The following is a 16683-nucleotide window of genomic DNA, read 5'->3' as shown; positions in this document are numbered from 1 at the left end:
GCAATCGTTTGCAATGTTGCATAGATCAAACTTTCGATTGAATTTTTCTCATAAATAGCACTTTTGAGAGTTGCTTGCTTGCAAATTGTCCTCTTTTACGTGTCTTGCGTGAAGATGAAAAATGGACAGCCTAACTTGTTGAGATAGCTTAATAAGCAATGAGTTTATTATAAAAAATAGCACTGAAGCGCTGGTTGAGGCCCGAGTTAACAAAGCTGGTCATAATACAGACAATTTACTCAGTACTTGCCTTGCTCAAGATTTGATAGTTGCTTATTATTCGGGTTCTTGTTCAGAGGATTATAAAAACTATGCGCTATTTAGCTCTCTTACTGATAGGTTGGTTGTCCCTACCAGTATATGCATTAACTCAGGTGGATATCTATCGTGCCGAAGTGGTTATCGACAGTGAGCAGAACGACGGTGAGTCTTTGGCTCGTCAACAAGGTATGCAGGATGTGATTGTTCGAGCGACCGGTTCTCAATCCTCTTTAAGCAATCCAGTGATTAAAAAGGCACTCAGCTCAAGTGCGCGTTACATTTCTCAACTGAGCTATGGGCAGGTTGATGGAAAAGCGAGCCTAAAAATGTTGTTTAACAACGACCAAATCAGCTCTCTTTTAACACAAGCACAATTGCCATCTTGGTCGCCAAATCGTGCCAATATTTTAGTTTGGATGGTTGAAGAGCAGGGTTACGATCGTAACATTGCGTGGGAACATTCTGAATCTTCAAATGTTGCAGCACTTCGTAGCGCAGCGAAATTAAGAGGCCTACCAATCACTATCCCGGTTGGGGATTTTGATGATGTGACCGGTGTTAATGTCTCTGATCTTTGGGGCGGCTTTATTGAGCCAATTGGTCAAGCCAGCCAGCGCTACCCAGCTGACGCCGTTTTGGTTGTACGAGCTCAAGGTGAACAAATTCGTTGGACACTCTACGACCAGTCGCCAACGAGAATTGTAGAAGCGCAACGTTCTCCGCGTAGCGGGTCTGCATCAGGTGCTAATGCTATTGCAGAAATGGTGGATGGCATCGCAGACTACTATGCAAGTAAGAGTGCAGTTGTGGTTTCAGGAAAGTCTTCAAAAGCGCTAGCAGTGAAAGTCCTTAATGTAACCTCTGCAACGGACTTCTTCCGTTTAGAGAATGCGTTAAAACAACTTAATTCGGTTGCGGGTACAGAGATTAAGCGTGTTCAAGGGGACGAGTTAACGCTCAACATCCACCTTTTGGCATCACAACAAGCTTTTGAGAAAGAAGCTTCTTCTATTTCTCAATTAATGGTTTTTGAAGATCCTTTAGGTGAAGTTGATGCCCCAGCTTCAACTCAAGAAGAAGAGCCATTGGTTCAGAGTAATGAAGCAAAAGACGCCGTGACGCCAAAAGAAGCGCAGCCTGAAGTACCAGTAGATCTTGTGGCAGAAGCAAGTGACGAAACACAGCCAACTCAGCCGATGATTGTGGAGCCTGTCCGAGAACAGTATGACTTGATCTACGAGTGGCGCTCGGCATCGTAATCGCCTTCGTAGCGTTCCAGGCGTGAAACGCAAGGATCAAAGACCAATGTGGTAAGCATAAAAAAGAGTCGCAATAGCGACTCTTTTTGTTTTCTAAATTCGTATTCGAACCAATGATCAGTGATTGACTGCAATTGGCGTTATTTATTGAATTTCGCTTTTTCTTCTTTTTCTACTTGAGAGAGGCGTTTCAACTTAAGACCTAGCTCTTTGCCTCTCGCTCTAGCAAACAAAATATTGCCAGCGAAACCGAGTGAAGTCAGTATCAGTTCCACTGCCGCAAGCCAGCGTTCACCCCCATCCACATAAAGGATGGTCAGCGCATGCAAGAAATACAGCATAAGAACAAAGTTAGCCCAAGCATGAGTGTAAGGCTTACCAGCTAAAATACCAGGTAACGGAAGTAGTAGCGGAATACACCAAGCAATAGCAAGTGTTGTGCTGCTGAGGTGAGGGTGAGGGGATAACGCAAGCTGCCAAATAGCGACCCAGGCTAATAAGGCTAAGTTGCCAAATAAAGCCAGGTAACGATAGGTTTTAGCCTGTGTACCGAGTGGTGTTTGGTCTAAAGAGTCAGACATCGATTAACTATCCTTGATTTTACTAACAGACTTTTAGTTTTAACGCTGCAGTTGCCAGCCTTTTGCCTAATTGTTGTGCCAGGCGAATCTCTTCACTGCTTAGGGTTGCCTCATGGCCTACACTGCTGGCGCCATACGGAGTGCCTCCGGACTGCGTAGTGTGTAACTCTGGCTCGGAATAAGGAATGCCCAAAACCATCATCCCGTGATGCAATAAAGGGGTCATCATGCTTTGTAACGTTGTTTCTTGACCACCATGCATCGAGGACGAAGAGGTAAAGACACAAGCAGGCTTATCGATTAAGTCACCACTGACCCATAAAGATGTAGTCTGATCCCAGAAGTGCTTTAAAGGCGCAGCCATGTTGCCAAACCAGACGGGACTGCCAAACGCTAGACCGTCGCACGTTTTCAGTTCCTCTAGAGTAACAATTGGATCAGAAGGGGAGTGTGAGTGAGGTGACAATTCTTCAACTGTACGCAAAACTGCTTGGCATTGAGGAGTCGATTCGACTCCTCTTGCTATTTGTCTTGCCAGTTGTTTTGTCGAGCCATGACGGCTGAAATACAAAATAAGGATCTGGCAATCCATTTATAAAATATCCAACACTTGCTCTGGTGGGCGACCAATTTTTGCTTTGCCGTTAGCAACGACTACCGGACGCTCAAACAACTTTGGATTTTTCGCCATTGCTTCGAATAATTGCTCATCGCTGACGGAGTCTTCGCCTAAGCCAAGCTCTTTATATTCACTTTCTTTAGTGCGCATCATTTCACGTACAGATGAAAAGCCAAGCTGGGCGTACAGCGCTTTTAGTTCATCCACGTTAAGTGGTGTGTCTAGGTATTTGACGACTTCCGGTGTAACACCATTTTGCTCAAGCAGTTCAAGTGTTTGACGGCTCTTTGAGCAACGAGGGTTGTGATAAATCACGACTGACATGGTTTTCTCCATTTCGTTATTGTAATGCCATGAATCGATCTCTTTGGATCATGAGTTGGTCGATACGGGCATCGTATCGTGCTTGCTCTAAGCTGCCCAACTTGGCCATTTTACTTGCTTCACTATAATATTGAATCGCTTTATTCCAATTTGCTCGCAATGCCAAAATTTCTGCTCGAGCAGCCAACTCTTCATCGCTACGCCCCAGCGCGTGGTAGCTCTTCGATATTAGGTGCCAGCCATTTGTATCTTCAGGATAGTCATGAGTGTATCTTTGAAGAACTCGCGTGGCTTGATCGTTTTTATTGTCCTCAAGTAGCGCATTGGCGTAGTTAATGGTCAATACTTTATTTTGAGGGTTACGAGATAACGCTTTGCGGAGCATCTCGGTTGCTTTTTCTGGCTGCTTCTTCTCGATGTATAAATCCGTCATAGCGTCCAAGTAAAACGGGTTACTTGGGTCTTGTTCCAGTAACTTTTTCAAAATTGGTTCCGCTTGAGATAAGCGTTTATTGTCTAAATGCACGAGTGCTCGACCATAATCAAAAGCAGGTGTAATGTCCGCAGAGGCTTTCTTTTGGGTTCTCTCAAACCAGCTCAGGGCGGCTTGTCCATCAATGCCAGCGTAACGAGCCACAATGCGCGCGCGAGCTAGATGATAGTCTATTGAAGGCACAACACGCATTGGAGGATAGGTTCTTGCTCGCGCACGGCTATCGGTAATTCGATCTTCAGGCAGAGGGTGAGTCAGGAGCATTGGTGGCGGTTTACTCGCATAACGATACTCATCAGCAAGACGGCCAAAAAACCTTGGCATTGCTTGAACATCAAAACCGGCTTTTGCTAGTGTCGAAATACCAAAGCGATCCGCTTCTTTTTCGTTTGCACGAGTGTAGTTGATTTGACTTTGCATGTTGCCCGCGGTTGCTGCTGTAATTGCAGCCATCCCCGCTTCGGGTGAGGCAATTGAAAGCAGTAGTGCCCCCGCAAGTGCGGCTAATGTGGCCGGAGAGCGGCGTGCTTGTTCTTCCATACTCCGAGCAAGATGACGTTGTGTGACGTGCGCTATCTCGTGAGCGACAACAGAGGCCAGCTCACTTTCTGAACGAGCATGAAGAAACAACCCAGAATGCAGCGCTACATAGCCACCAAAAAACGCGAACGCGTTGATATTACGGTCGCGAATCATAAAGAAGTGGAACGGCGTTTTTACATCATTCGCATTGGCCACTAATTTGTGCCCAAGAGAGTCAATATATTCATTGATGACAGGGTCATTAACGATAGGTTTACTGGCTCTGAGCATACGCATATAGGCGTCGCCATAAATCAACTCTTGGTCTATTGAAAGCGTGCCACCAGCAGCTGTGCCAATGTCTGGCAAGTCAATGCTATTGGCATAAGTTGTCGGCGAACTGATGGCAGCAGCAAGACATAAGCAAACTAGCGAGCGAGTGCGTTTTAACATACGTTTAAAAGGTTCTCCAAAATACATAAGCATGTGGTTACAGGTCGAGAGCCTATTAACAGCGCCACATACGTTTTGGTTATCCGTGAGGATATAAGCTAACAGTAAGACCGGAAATAAATGAATTGGTTTCGTAAATTATTTTACATCCGAGCTATTTCAGCATGTGGTTAAATCATGTCAGAAGTGCTAGCACCAGCTCAAAAAGCCGTTACAATACAACCCTATCATAAGTGCAGAGCAATACAATGGAATCCATGTTACTTGATTTGCGTGAGCAACGTTGTCCTATGGCACTGTTACTTGCAAAGCGTCATGCTGCTGAGGTCTTTCAAGGAGAAGCAAAGCAGTATCATCAACTTGTCATTCAAGTGGTGGACAACAGCTCTAAACGAGACATTGTGAACTATCTTAGTGCCCAAGGGTACTCGGTTGATTGCCAATCTACATCAGAGCACTACACATTGACTGTCTTCAATAAGGAATCCGCATAAGATGTTTGAAATGGTTAGTCGTTGGTATAAACGACGTTTCTCTGACCCTCACGCAGTAAGTCTCGTCGCGATCTTGCTGTTTGGCTTTATCACCATTTACTTCTTTGGACACTTGATTGCGCCATTACTTGTCGCGATCGTTTTGGCTTATCTACTTGAATGGCCAGTTGTCAAAATGTGTCGTATGGGCGTGCCGCGCACTTTGTCGGTTATTATCGTGATCTTGGTCTTTGTCGGGTTAATGTTAATTGCGTTGTTTGGCTTGGTTCCGACGATTTGGACTCAGGTCGGTAATCTAATTAACGATATTCCGAACATGTACAACGGGCTACAAAAGTTTATTGTCACATTGCCAGAGCGCCACCCTGAACTAGCCAATTTAGAAATAGTAGAAACCGTGGTGACGAACGCCAAAAACCAAGCATTGGGGCTGGGTGAAAGTGTCGTCAAAGGGTCGCTTGCTTCATTAGTTAGCATTGCAACGCTAGCGGTATATTTGATCTTAGTGCCACTTCTGATCTTCTTTTTGCTTAAAGACAAAGAAGAAATGCTGCGAATCGCAAGCGGTATTCTGCCGAAAAACCGTAAATTGGCGAATAAAGTTTGGCATGAAATGAACGAGCAGATATCAAATTACATTCGCGGTAAAGTGTTAGAGATTTTAATCGTGGGCGGTGTGAGCTACGTGACTTTTGCCCTTTTAGATCTTCGTTACTCGGCGTTGCTTGCCGTAGCCGTTGGTCTGTCGGTTTTGATTCCTTATATCGGTGCGGCGGCTGTTACTGTACCTGTTGCCATCGTTGGTTTGTTCCAATGGGGTTTAACGCCTCCGTTTTATTGGTTGTTGCTTGCTTACGGTATTATCCAGGCGCTTGATGGTAATGTCTTGGTTCCTGTTCTGTTTTCCGAGGCAGTAAACTTACACCCAGTTGCTATCATTGTGGCTGTATTAGTCTTTGGTGGGCTGTGGGGTTTTTGGGGGGTGTTCTTTGCCATTCCTTTAGCGACATTAGTCAAAGCCGTATGGCATGCATTACCAAGCACGGAAGAAAACGAACCTGTCGAACAAGAGTAGTTGTTACCAAAGGTACGATGGTTAAAAGAAAGCCCAGCAGTTTGCTGGGCTTTTTGTTTGTAGAAAAACAATAGCGTTTAAGCATTTTCGTTTAAGTAGTTTAATACGGCTTCGTGGTGATCTTTGGTTTTGAACTTGTTAAACACGTGTTCGATCACGCCTTCTTCATTGATCAGAAAGCTAATGCGGTGAAGACCGTCGTATACTTTGCCCATGAATTTCTTTTCGCCCCAAACGCCGAACTGGTCAGCAACGGCATGGTCTTCATCAGAAAGCAGAGTGAAGTTTAAATCATCGCGCTCGATGAACTTGCCTAGGCGCTTTACAGGGTCGATGCTTACGCCGAGTACCACCACGTTATGTGCATCGAGTTCAGCTTTGATGTCACGAAGGCCTTTTGCTTGTGTAGTACAACCCGGCGTCATCGCCTTAGGGTAAAAGTAGAAAAGTACTTTCTTGCCTTTAAAGTCTTCAAGAGAAACGGTATTTCCGTCTTGGTCGAGCAAAGAGAAGGCTGGCGCTGGCGAGCCTGCTGTCAGCGTATTCATTTTGATTTCCTTTACTTTATAGTGTGTTTTTAATGAAATTCAGAGAACCTTGTACGTTGAGCGACTTACAAAGTTCATCGAAGTCTTCTTGTAACTGCATCAAATTAAAATCCGCGCTTACAGATGCAGTAATCGCAATGTGAAACTGGTCAGAATCGAGTTGAATTTTCGACTTGCTGATGGTTTGCGCGCTAAGAGAGTCTAAACCAATCTGCTGATCAGCGAAGAACTTAGTAAATTTTTCAGTTAACCCAGGGCGGTCTTCAGACTCAATAAACACTTCCATGGTGTAGCTGTTATCGAGCAGTTCGTGCGCCGCTGTGCGTTTCATGATCGTAATAAGGTCATGTTCTTGGCCAAGCAGGGGCAATTGTGTTTCAACTCGAGTCACGCTGCTGGCGTTCCCAGTCAGGAGCATGATCAGCGTAAATTCGCTGCCAAAGATAGCGATACGGCTATCGACTATGTTACAACCAGCTTGAGTAACGAGCTGTACGACTTGGTTACAAATGCCTGGACGGTCCGTTCCAACTGCTGTAAGTACCAGATGTTGCTTCATAAATGAGCTTCTTGTCCTTTCTTCAATAGAGAGATGTTAGCACAGATATTGCGAAGAAATATCGAGCCAGTTCTTTTTTAGTCTATAAAAAGCAGGAGGATGTTGAGGGGAGCGGTGGGAAATAAACAGTAAATGCAGGCTGTAGGATAAACAAAACGTTTGCATGATGTGCTTGCCTATTGTCTGGCCGTTTTATTCACTTAGATCTGACTTGGCTAACAAGACCAAAGAGTATATTTTCCTTGCTTGTGCTCTTCAGTATTTTCCAAATCACTGATAGATTCTAAAGTCACTCGAAAGCCCAACACGATTATCAATATTGCCGTTAATCAAACCAAATAGAGCAATTAAGTTGCTAGACCTCTAACAACTGGTAATTATTCATTCATTTGTACTTTGTAAGCGAGTTTACGCTCTTGTGTTTTTCAATCGCATTACAGTACCATGCAGAAAGAGTTAAATGAGGGAGATAAACATGTTTTCAGGAAGTATCGTAGCGCTGATTACGCCATTCAAAGCAGATGGCGAAGTAGACTTTGACGGTCTGCAAAAGCTAGTAGAGTACCACGTTGAAGCGGGTACAGACGGTATTGTGGCAGTAGGCACAACAGGTGAGTCAGCGACACTGACCATTGAAGAGCATGTAAAGGTCGTTAATAAAACTGTTGAGTTTGCCGACGGTCGCATCCCTGTGATTGCTGGCACGGGTGCAAATGCAACCCATGAGGCAGTAACATTTAGCAAATTACTGGCTGATTCTGGTATTGCTGGCTTCCTGAGTGTGACACCGTATTACAACAAACCAACTCAAGAGGGTTTGTTTTTACATTACAAGGCAATTGCCGAAGCGAGTGATGTGCCTCTAATTTTGTACAACGTACCAGGCCGTACTGCTGTTGATATGCAGCCAGAAACAGTGGCACGCTTGTCAAAGCTTGATAATATCGTGGCTCTAAAAGATGCAACGGGCGATTTGGAACGAATTGCAATTCATCGTGAACTTTGTGGCGAAGATTTTATCTTACTAAGTGGCGATGATGCGACAGGGCTGGATTTTGTGAAACTTGGCGGCAATGGTGTTATCTCGGTAACGAACAATATTGCAGCTAAAGACATGGCAGACATGTTCCATTTGGCAAGTGAAGGTAAGTACGAAGAAGCAGAAGCGATTAACCAACGCTTGATGACTCTACACAAAAACCTTTTCATCGAAGCAAGCCCTATCCCAGTAAAATGGGCAGCGCAAAAGCTTGGTTTGATTGAAGAAGGTGGTTTGCGTCTTCCTTTAACTACGCTTTCTGAAAAATCGCAGCCGATCGTCGAGCAGGCGCTAACAGACGCCCATATTTATTAAGATTGAGTTACTAGGATTGAAGTTCATACTGGGGGCCAAAGCGCCCTCGGTGTTTTAGGAGTATAGATGAAGCTTTCAAGCCAGTTAGTGTTAAGTTCATTAGCTGTATTCGTATTGACTGCCTGTTCAGGTGGTGCCAATCAACGTCGTCAAGCAAAAGATGACTTCGAGTATTTGAACTCCCCAAATTTGGGTGAGTGGAATGTCCCACAGGGTGCACAGCCTCAGTTTTACCCTAACTACGAGATCCCTCAGGGTAACTACGCTGGCGGTGTAGGTAAAGATGTCGACATTCGTCCACCTCAACAAGTCCTAGAGCTTATTCCCGGTGCACGTTTGGACCGCAGTAGTGATGGTGAAGTGACACTTTGGCTACTTCGTAAAGATGAACTAGATAAAGTTTGGCAAACGGTGCAAAACATGGTCGCGGCTAACGAGATTCCAGTTGAAAGCCAAACAGACTCTCGCATCGAGACAGGATGGGTGACTTGGGATTCGCCAGATGAAGAGCTAGAAATTGGCAGCCGATATGAAATCGTACGCGCTGAAGCAAATGGTCGACACGGCTTTAAGGTGAGCCTTATTGACTGGCGTGAAGGCAATCAAGTGAAAGAAGTAACGGCGACCAACCGTGAGCGCTACAATGTATTCATGACGAACTTGGTCACCGCTCGCTACGACCAAGAAGTGCGTGAAGAAGCACAGCGTAAAGCGCAAGAGTTGGTTAAACAGATCCCAATCACAATGGGTAAAGACCGCAGCGGACTTCCTGTGATTATCGCGCGTGCGCAATACAACATGCTTTGGCAACGTTTGCCTAATATTCTACCTAAGATGGGCTTTAAGATTGAAGAGCGTAGCCAGTCTCAGGGTACAATCACTGCGAAATATGCGTCTCCGGATGATGAATTCTGGAACGATATCGGCGTTAAACCAGTGGAGTTAGCCGCTGGGAAGTACACATTCTTACTTGGTGATTTAGGCAACCGTACGTCTATCAATATCACCGACTCCTCTGGCAAGCCAGTAGAAGAAGAGTTTTTGAAATCACTAGCGCCTGTATTGGCTGCAACAGTGAAGCAGTAAACAAAGCGAGCTTAACGCGGCGTGTTTACTTAATGATAGAAAAGGGACCTAGTGGTCCCTTTTTTGATGTTTAGATTAAATGTGTCGAGATGAAGCTGGTGAGTAACTAACGAGGCTCGTTTTTGTTTTTATCTTCTTCAGCGTAGCGCTGTTTATCCAATGTGTTCAGCTTATCTAAATCGTTCTTACGGCTTTTATCCATCTGACCAAACTTCATTTTTGCGGTATATTTGAGTGCGGCAATATTACCAATGACCACGCTCAACACTACAATAATAATGACCCAAGGATTGGTTAGTATTTCTATCATAGAGCCTCCGGCGGCGTGATATTGTGAATAAATTTGGCAACGACGTTATCCAAATTATTCAGTATGACGTCAATCCCTGCAATGTTGTCGGTCTGATTTTGTTTAATCAACTGGCTTCTGAGTACATCAAGCGTCAACTGCTCGAGGCATTGCTGCCCGACAGCGCGGTGACTAATGTGCCAAGGCTCAATCGAAACGCCACCTAAATCATGCTGATAAGGGAAGAAGAAACCGAACCGACCAAGGTTGGCTTTTAACCATTGGTAGAACGCCTGCTGGTGGCCTTCAAGATACTCCCAAGGTTCCAACTTGAGTTTGGTGTCAGCAGGCAATAAATTGCGCGCATAGACATCAAAATCACAACCCCAATGATGACGACTTCCTCCGGGCAATGCCGACCAGCGCAAAATGGCCATCAATTTCTCTTCGTCATTTAACTCTGCTTTATTCAAAGGGCGGGAGTTGATATCGAGAATTGGCAACTCACCAGAAAACTTCCCGTTCCAGATGGCTTTTTGGCGATTAAAGTCACGAAAACCACTGGCGATTTCCATTTTGAAACCTGCTTCGGTTGCGGCATTAATCATCTTCAATAAGTCATTGACTACTTTAGGGTGAAGCATAAATGCCTTTTGCCCCACTAGTGTGGATTGAAGATGGGAATCAGTGATTCCGGTGAGTTGCTCTGGTGTCATTGTGTTCTCGCTGATTACTTCGCCAATAGGTGTTTCAACGTGTTTTCGTACATGTCCGTCAACTTTTCAAGATCGTCGACTTTCACACACTCGTTCACTTTATGAATCGTAGCGTTAACAGGGCCTAACTCTACGACTTGACCTCCCATTCGAGCAATAAAACGACCATCAGACGTACCGCCAGTTGTAAGTAGCGCTGGCTTCGTATCATTGACTTCGGCCACAGCAGCTACAACCGCGTCTAGCAGTGCGCCCGTATCGGTCAGGAATGGGTCTCCGTTGAATGTCCATTTTAGGTCGTAGTCCAGCTCATGCTTGTCCAATGTTTCGGTAACACGCTGAACAATTGCGTCATTGTTAAGCTCAGTACTAAAACGTAGGTTGAACTGAACATGGAACTCGCCAGGAATAACGTTAGACGCACCAGTGCCAGCCGATACATTCGGGATCTGGAAACTAGTCGGTGGGAAGTAATCATTCCCTTTGTCCCATTCTGTCGTCGCGAGTTCATGAATCGCGAGTAGAGACTCGTGCACTGGATTGCTGGCTAGGTGAGGGTAGGCCACGTGACCTTGTGTTCCTTTTACCGTTAAATCACCAGTGATGGATCCACGGCGTCCATTTTTCACTACATCGCCAACCACGTCGGTGCTGGATGGTTCACCAACAATACACATATCGATGTTCTCACCACGTTCCATCAACGTTTCTACAACGCGAACGGTACCATTGATAAATGGCCCTTCTTCATCTGACGTAATCAAAAAGCCAATTGAGCCTTTGTGGTCTGGGTTTTCTTCAATGAAGCGTTCGACAGCAACGACCATAGCAGCGAGTGACCCTTTCATGTCAGCTGCGCCGCGGCCATGCAAGTAACCATCAATAATGGTCGGTTCAAACGGATGTGTATTCCAGTGTTCCAATTTGCCAGCTGGTACCACATCGGTGTGGCCAGCAAACGCAAATAGCGGCGCTTCTGAACCACGTCGAGCCCAGAAGTTCGTGGTGTCTTCAAATACCATCACTTCAATTTCAAACCCGAGTGCTTTTAAGCGCTCGATCATCAAATCCTGACAACCTGCGTCTTCCGGCGTTACGGACTGTCTACTGATCAGATCTTTAGCAAGTGCCAATACTGGACTGTCTGTCATCCTTGAGTATTCCTTTATTTAAGAGTTGAAAATGCTAGCGTATTGATCAGCTTTAAAACCGATATGAAGTTGATCATTCACTTTTAAAATTGGGCGTTTAATCATCGCAGGGTTTTCTACCAAAAGAGCGATGGCGTTTTCCTCGTTAAGTGTGTCTTTCTGCTCTTGCGCTAATTGGCGGTAGGTTGTGCCACGTTTATTGAGCACCTGTTCCCAACCTAAAGCGCGACAAAATTCACTTACCATTTCTGCATCAATGCCTTGCTTACGGTAGTCATGGAAGTCGTAAGCAATATCCTCGGCTTCTAACCATTTCTTGGCTTTTTTGATCGTATCGCAGTTGGGAATACCAAACATGGTAATCGACATAGTGTTTCCTTTTTCTTTGTTCTATTTTTCACTGGCGCGGTTAAGACGCACTTAAGTGATTTGGGCTGTTAAAGCATCCTATCAAGAAGCAATCAAACTGACAAAATGCGGTGGAAAATATTTTCAGATAGATTGAGATAACTAATGTCACATAACTTATTTACGATGAATGCGCTATAAATCGAATAAAAATTCGTCTAAATCAAATGGAAAAGTCGAGTTATTGATCAAACGCAACACCTCGCTGAGCAAAAACGAAATAATGAATCAGCACAATTTTAGGAGGTGTCAATGGAATTGAGTCCTGTTTTTGCAAGGCGGCTATATTTGGCCTTGTTGGTGGAAAACCTAGAAAGGCCGAATGTGCCAAAGTTGATCGAAAAAACGGGGTGGCCTCGTCGTACTATTCAAGATGTACTCAAGGCGTTACCTGGGATCGGCATTGAACTCATATTCGTTCAAGATGGCCGACGTCATAATGACGGCTATTATCAACTTTCAGATTGGGGGCCTTTTGATAGCCAATGGGTTCTAGAGCGGGAGAGAGATATCGCTAGCAGTCTTGGATTTCGTGCATAAGCCAGCAATTGCTGGCTTTTTTCATATTCAGGCCTCATCCATTGCAGCGGTAGGCGGAACCCAGCACGCTAAATGAAGTGATAAAATCTTGTGGGGAAACCATAAAAACGGTGTCCGCATCGATAGCCGCTGCATTGTTTTTTAAATCGTTCATCGCGCCTTGCATCATCGCGTCATTAGTCATGAAAATGTAGTTATACCAATGGCCTTCACTTCCGGTGACTTCGCCTTTGTATTCGCATCGCTCAGGGTTGAATTGCGCGTCAATGCGAATATGAACATCTTGACTTTGAGCATGAGTAAGGTGAGAAGGCATCGTGCAACCCGTTAGAAGCACGACAAAAAGTCCAAGTAACAGGCGTTTCATTAGCTATTTCCCCAATACTATGTAAGCAGCAAAGCCAATCCAGCTCAGAACAAGTAGTGTCCAAGGCAGTTTGCTTGATGAATGGTTTGGCGCATCGTCGGTGATATTGTCTTGTTCGATAATCTCTTCATGCTGACGTTGTTTTTCACGTTGCTGTTTTTTCTTCGCTTTATCGGCTTGGCGGTTGCGCTCTTTTTGTTGTTTCTTATATTGCGCGATGCCTTTTTCGATACCTTGAGCGATAAGCTTGGTTTGCTCTTTGGTTTGGCCGGGCTTTTGCGTGGATTTAGCAATTCTCATCGCTTCGGCTTGTGTTTCTTGAGAAGGCACAGGGGTGGCAGGAGTTCTTTTTTTCATGTTTCTCATCAACGTCGCTGTAAATCTTTGTTTAGTTTACCTGTGTAAGGTGCTGAAATGAACTTCAGTTCTCATCTTTGTTGGCTTGCAACTCTGAAACGATAGGTTAAAGTGACGTTTTTATCACATAAAGAAGAAGATGTTGTGCGCTATTCGTTTGACCAATATGACGCTCATGGATTTTTAAAGGCGCCGATCATTTTATGGGTGGGATGGATGTTTCTTGTGCGTTCATGGGTGGTGTTTGCCATGGCTGGTGTAAGTCGTGATAGTGGCAGTAAGCTACTCGCTATTGTTTACCCAGATTCAAGTACGTTGTATTTGGGTTTGGCGATGGGCATTCCAAGTTTGCTTCTTATGTGGTTAATGGGGCTTCGTCATCCCGACAGAGGATGGGTAAACAGAATTACTCGCTATGGTCGCGAGATCACTTTGATCTTGTGCGGTATTCAACTTGCTCAGACCATGTATCATGTGTACCTAGAACATGGAGTGTTTAATTGGGCAAACGCCCTTACCATTACCTTATTAGCTTGGTTTATGATCTATCTTCTAAATGGAAGATGGGTAAAAGACTGTTTTCATGTGCCACAATTGGCGCACGATGAACAGCAGCATTCAAAGAATTAAAAACAATAACTTCCCACTCTGGGGCAAAGTAATAGAGGAAACCTCAATGTCACAAGCTCAAACGGCGATCGTGCCAGAAGCCGGGCCATTTGCACTGTACACTCAACTCAAAGTGAACCAAAACCGTGAAAACGTATTAGAAAAACTGAAAGCACTGCCAAAGTTGGTGGAAGAGTTAAACATTACCCAGCCGGGTGCAGCGCTGACGCTTTCTATCGCATTCACAAAATCGTTTTGGGAACACCTTAATGTAGACGCGCCAGAAGAGCTTATTGATTTTACTCAACTTGGCGAAGGGGACATCGTAACGCCTGCATCGGATGTCGATGTACTGATTCACTGTCACTCGACTCGTCACGACTTGCATTTTTACGTGTTGCGTAAGTTCCTAGAAGAGACGGCACAAGATGTCACCATTGTGGACGAAACATATGGGTACCGTTACCTTGATGCTCGTGATATGACAGACTTCATTGATGGCACAGAAAACCCGAAAGGGGAGGCTCGCGCTGATGTGGCTCTAGTAAAAGAGGGCCCATTTGCTGGAGGCAGTTATGTTATGGCTCAGCGCTTTGAACATAACCTTGCCGCTTGGAATCGATTGAATGTCAAAGCGCAAGAAAAAGTGATTGGTCGTACCAAGCCAGACTCTATCGAGCTAGAAGACGTTCCTGCTGCATCACACGTTGGTCGAGTTGATATCAAAGAAGAAGGTAAAGGTTTGAAGATTGTTCGCCACAGCTTACCATACGGGACGGTGACAGGGCCTCATGGCCTGCTGTTTATTTCTTACTGCAATACACTTCATAACATTAAAGTGATGCTAGAAAGTATGTACGGCGTGACAGATGGTAAAACAGACCAAATGCTTCGTTTCACAACAGCGGTAACTGGTGCGTACTTCTTCGCGCCTTCGCAAGAAATGCTCGCAGAGCTAGCCATCAAGTAAGTTGTCAGACTTTATTTCTTAAGCCCTCCAATGGAGGGCTTTTGTTTTCTATTTCTATTCCAATCTCTTTTCAAAAAACACTAAACTTTTCTGTTACTTGGTCGATAAGTACTCAAAGCCTTAATTTTAGGACTCTTTATTCGTGGCGATCACCGTTAATACCAATGTTGCAGCACTTGTCGCACAGCGTCACTTGACCAGTGCAACGGATATGCTGAATCAATCCATGGAGCGTTTGTCTTCAGGGAAGCGTATTAATAGCGCAAAGGATGACGCTGCGGGTCTGCAAATTTCCAACCGTCTGCAATCGCAAATGCGTGGTTTGGATGTCGCGGTACGTAACGCGAATGACGGCATTTCTATAATGCAAACCGCTGAAGGGGCGATGAATGAAGTGACTAACATTATGCAACGTATGCGTGATTTGTCGCTTCAATCAGCTAACGGTTCAAACAGCAAAGCGGAGCGTACTGCACTGCAAGAAGAAGTCTCTGCTTTAAATGATGAGTTAAGTCGTATTGCAGAAACGACCTCCTTTGGCGGACGTAAATTGCTGAATGGCACATTCGGTACATCGTCTTTTCAAATCGGTGCAACGGCTGGTGAAGCGGTACAAATTGGCCTGCGGACCATGCAGCCGGAATCTTTAGGTAGCTTTTCAATGAGCTCATATCAAAGAGTCAGTTCAGATTGGACGGTTCAAAACGGAAATAATGAAATTGTTATCAGCTACCGTGATAACAATTTTGAAGAGCAGGAGATCCGTATTGAAGCTAAAGCTGGCGACGATATAGAAGAACTCGCGACTTACATTAATGGGCAAACCGATAAAGTGAGAGCGTCTGTTAATGAAGAGGGGCAACTGCAGTTACTCATGTCCCACAAGGACGCCATAAAATACCCTGGACCAACCTTCAGTGGTGGCCTGGCTGATGAGTTAGAACTTGGCAAGTATGTCACCGTAAATAGAACGGTAGATAGTATTGATATTAGCACGGTCGGTGGCGCTCAGATGGCGGTCGGCATTTTAGATGATGCTTTGAAAACGGTAGATGGCAGTCGTGCGGAGTTAGGCGCGTATCAAAACCGCTTTAATCATGCGATCAATAATCTCGATAATATCCACGAAAACTTAGCCGCTTCCAACAGTCGTATCCAAGACACTGACTATGCCAAAGAAACTACGCAAATGGTGAAGCAACAGATTTTACAACAGGTCAGTACCTCTATTCTGGCGCAAGCAAAACAAGCGCCAAACCTAGCATTGACCTTGCTTGGCTGATGAACGGCCGTGCCCGAATTTAACGTAAAACCTGCCTGTATCGACAATTCGAAAAGAAGCTTTAGCGAAAAATGAAAGTTTTTTTGCTTTTTTATCCGCTTTGTCACGATTACCCCTCCAAACGAATTATTTTCAAAAAAATACAAAATTTTCTCTAAAGAAAACAGGGCATGCGCCGTTAATAAAAGTAACTTTGAGAGAACTACTTGGTTTTCCGAGACGTCGGAAACCGCTACACCGGAAAATCAATTGGAGAAATCACCATGGCAGTGAATGTAAACACTAACGTATCAGCGATGACCGCTCAGCGTTACCTAAACAACGCAAACTCAGCTCAACAAACTTCTATGGAGCGTTTGTCTTCAG

The 16683-nt window shown here is 44.8% G+C and carries 21 protein-coding genes and 1 pseudogene; 10 read left to right on the top strand and 12 right to left on the bottom strand.

Translation table 11 applies throughout. From position 1 onward, the window contains the following. Positions 1-311: 311 nt before the first annotated feature. Positions 312-1520 carry a DUF2066 domain-containing protein gene (locus tag KI742_RS11885; protein WP_213966873.1) on the top strand — a complete coding sequence of 403 codons (1209 nt, stop codon included), beginning with the start codon at positions 312-314 and terminating at the stop codon, positions 1518-1520. Positions 1521-1660: 140 nt separating this feature from the next. On the opposite strand, the gene KI742_RS11880 is transcribed toward KI742_RS11885, so the two are convergent. The 4 genes from KI742_RS11880 to KI742_RS11865 are packed head-to-tail and all read right to left on the bottom strand — an operon-like array spanning position 1661 to position 4512. Continuing rightward, positions 1661-2101, bottom strand: a complete 441-nt coding sequence (locus KI742_RS11880; protein ID WP_005380407.1) for a DUF2069 domain-containing protein — start codon at positions 2099-2101, stop codon at positions 1661-1663. Positions 2102-2123: 22 nt separating this feature from the next. Next, positions 2124-2693 (bottom strand): NAD(P)H:quinone oxidoreductase, encoded by a 570-nt coding sequence (wrbA, locus tag KI742_RS11875; RefSeq protein WP_025768258.1) that lies wholly within the window; start codon positions 2691-2693, stop codon positions 2124-2126. Beyond that, entirely contained in the window at positions 2694-3044 is a 351-nt protein-coding gene (gene arsC / locus KI742_RS11870; protein ID WP_005380410.1) for an arsenate reductase (glutaredoxin), read from the bottom strand. Between the two features lie 16 nt (positions 3045-3060). Continuing rightward, positions 3061-4512, bottom strand: a complete 1452-nt coding sequence (locus KI742_RS11865) for a M48 family metallopeptidase (RefSeq protein ID WP_005394337.1) — start codon at positions 4510-4512, stop codon at positions 3061-3063. 257 nt (positions 4513-4769) lie between these two features. On the opposite strand from KI742_RS11865, the gene KI742_RS11860 reads away from it, so the two are divergent. Together KI742_RS11860 and KI742_RS11855 are read left to right on the top strand one after the other, a co-directional pair. Further along, on the top strand, positions 4770-5006 hold the full coding sequence (locus KI742_RS11860; RefSeq protein ID WP_005380414.1) for a sulfurtransferase TusA family protein: 237 nt from the start codon (positions 4770-4772) through the stop codon (positions 5004-5006). Between the two features lies 1 nt (position 5007). Further along, positions 5008-6081 carry an AI-2E family transporter gene (locus KI742_RS11855; protein ID WP_005389843.1) on the top strand — a complete coding sequence of 358 codons (1074 nt, stop codon included), beginning with the start codon at positions 5008-5010 and terminating at the stop codon, positions 6079-6081. 77 nt (positions 6082-6158) lie between these two features. On the opposite strand, the gene bcp is transcribed toward KI742_RS11855, so the two are convergent. Further along, entirely contained in the window at positions 6159-6629 is a 471-nt protein-coding gene (gene bcp, locus KI742_RS11850; RefSeq protein ID WP_137282302.1) for a thioredoxin-dependent thiol peroxidase, read from the bottom strand. 16 nt (positions 6630-6645) lie between these two features. Next, the gene (locus KI742_RS11845) at positions 6646-7188 is read right to left on the bottom strand and encodes a glycine cleavage system protein R (RefSeq protein ID WP_005380420.1); all 543 of its coding nucleotides are present in this window, start codon (positions 7186-7188) and stop codon (positions 6646-6648) included. A 475-nt stretch (positions 7189-7663) separates the two neighbouring features. Here KI742_RS11845 and dapA point away from each other — a divergent pair, with 475 nt between their 5' ends. Both dapA and bamC read left to right on the top strand, forming a co-directional pair. Then, a complete protein-coding gene (dapA, locus tag KI742_RS11840) occupies positions 7664-8542 on the top strand; it encodes a 4-hydroxy-tetrahydrodipicolinate synthase (RefSeq protein WP_005380422.1) in 879 nt (292 codons plus the stop codon). Between the two features lie 66 nt (positions 8543-8608). Further along, positions 8609-9628, top strand: a complete 1020-nt coding sequence (gene bamC / locus KI742_RS11835; RefSeq protein ID WP_005380424.1) for an outer membrane protein assembly factor BamC — start codon at positions 8609-8611, stop codon at positions 9626-9628. Positions 9629-9734: 106 nt separating this feature from the next. On the opposite strand, the gene KI742_RS11830 is transcribed toward bamC, so the two are convergent. From KI742_RS11830 to KI742_RS11815, 4 genes are read right to left on the bottom strand one after another with little or no spacing between them, the layout of a single operon-like run. Beyond that, positions 9735-9938: a DUF2897 family protein gene (locus KI742_RS11830; RefSeq protein ID WP_005380425.1), complete on the bottom strand. Its 204-nt coding sequence runs from the start codon at positions 9936-9938 to the stop codon at positions 9735-9737. Continuing rightward, the gene (locus KI742_RS11825) at positions 9935-10633 is read right to left on the bottom strand and encodes a M15 family metallopeptidase (RefSeq protein ID WP_025768261.1); all 699 of its coding nucleotides are present in this window, start codon (positions 10631-10633) and stop codon (positions 9935-9937) included. The genes KI742_RS11830 and KI742_RS11825 overlap by 4 nt, the downstream gene beginning before the upstream one ends. 14 nt (positions 10634-10647) lie before the next feature. Further along, a complete protein-coding gene (dapE, locus tag KI742_RS11820) occupies positions 10648-11784 on the bottom strand; it encodes a succinyl-diaminopimelate desuccinylase (protein WP_005380429.1) in 1137 nt (378 codons plus the stop codon). Positions 11785-11802: 18 nt separating this feature from the next. Further along, complete coding sequence (locus tag KI742_RS11815; protein WP_005380431.1) at positions 11803-12153, bottom strand: ArsC family reductase; 351 nt, start codon at positions 12151-12153, stop codon at positions 11803-11805. A gap of 291 nt (positions 12154-12444) precedes the next feature. Here KI742_RS11815 and KI742_RS11810 point away from each other — a divergent pair, with 291 nt between their 5' ends. Further along, positions 12445-12732 (top strand): helix-turn-helix domain-containing protein, encoded by a 288-nt coding sequence (locus tag KI742_RS11810; protein WP_005380433.1) that lies wholly within the window; start codon positions 12445-12447, stop codon positions 12730-12732. Positions 12733-12766: 34 nt separating this feature from the next. On the opposite strand, the gene KI742_RS11805 is transcribed toward KI742_RS11810, so the two are convergent. Both KI742_RS11805 and KI742_RS11800 read right to left on the bottom strand, forming a co-directional pair. Further along, the gene (locus KI742_RS11805) at positions 12767-13099 is read right to left on the bottom strand and encodes a DUF4156 domain-containing protein (RefSeq protein WP_025768262.1); all 333 of its coding nucleotides are present in this window, start codon (positions 13097-13099) and stop codon (positions 12767-12769) included. A gap of 3 nt (positions 13100-13102) precedes the next feature. Next, entirely contained in the window at positions 13103-13456 is a 354-nt protein-coding gene (locus KI742_RS11800; RefSeq protein ID WP_005380437.1) for a DUF2956 domain-containing protein, read from the bottom strand. 144 nt (positions 13457-13600) lie between these two features. Between KI742_RS11800 and KI742_RS11795 the strand changes: the two genes are divergently transcribed. The 4 genes and pseudogenes from KI742_RS11795 to KI742_RS11780 all read left to right on the top strand — a co-directional run. Beyond that, positions 13601-14086: a DUF2919 domain-containing protein gene (locus KI742_RS11795; RefSeq protein WP_025768263.1), complete on the top strand. Its 486-nt coding sequence runs from the start codon at positions 13601-13603 to the stop codon at positions 14084-14086. 46 nt (positions 14087-14132) lie between these two features. Continuing rightward, a complete protein-coding gene (locus tag KI742_RS11790; protein WP_285385511.1) occupies positions 14133-15035 on the top strand; it encodes a Dyp-type peroxidase in 903 nt (300 codons plus the stop codon). Between the two features lie 142 nt (positions 15036-15177). Further along, positions 15178-16317, top strand: a complete 1140-nt coding sequence (locus tag KI742_RS11785) for a flagellin (protein ID WP_053349786.1) — start codon at positions 15178-15180, stop codon at positions 16315-16317. A gap of 206 nt (positions 16318-16523) precedes the next feature. After that, positions 16524-16683: pseudogene (locus KI742_RS11780) on the top strand (flagellin); the annotation flags it as partial.

The organism is Vibrio sp. D417a (genome assembly GCF_030248595.1).
GTDB lineage: Bacteria > Pseudomonadota > Gammaproteobacteria > Enterobacterales > Vibrionaceae > Vibrio > Vibrio alginolyticus.
This window is presented reverse-complemented; position numbering and strand designations above follow the sequence as displayed.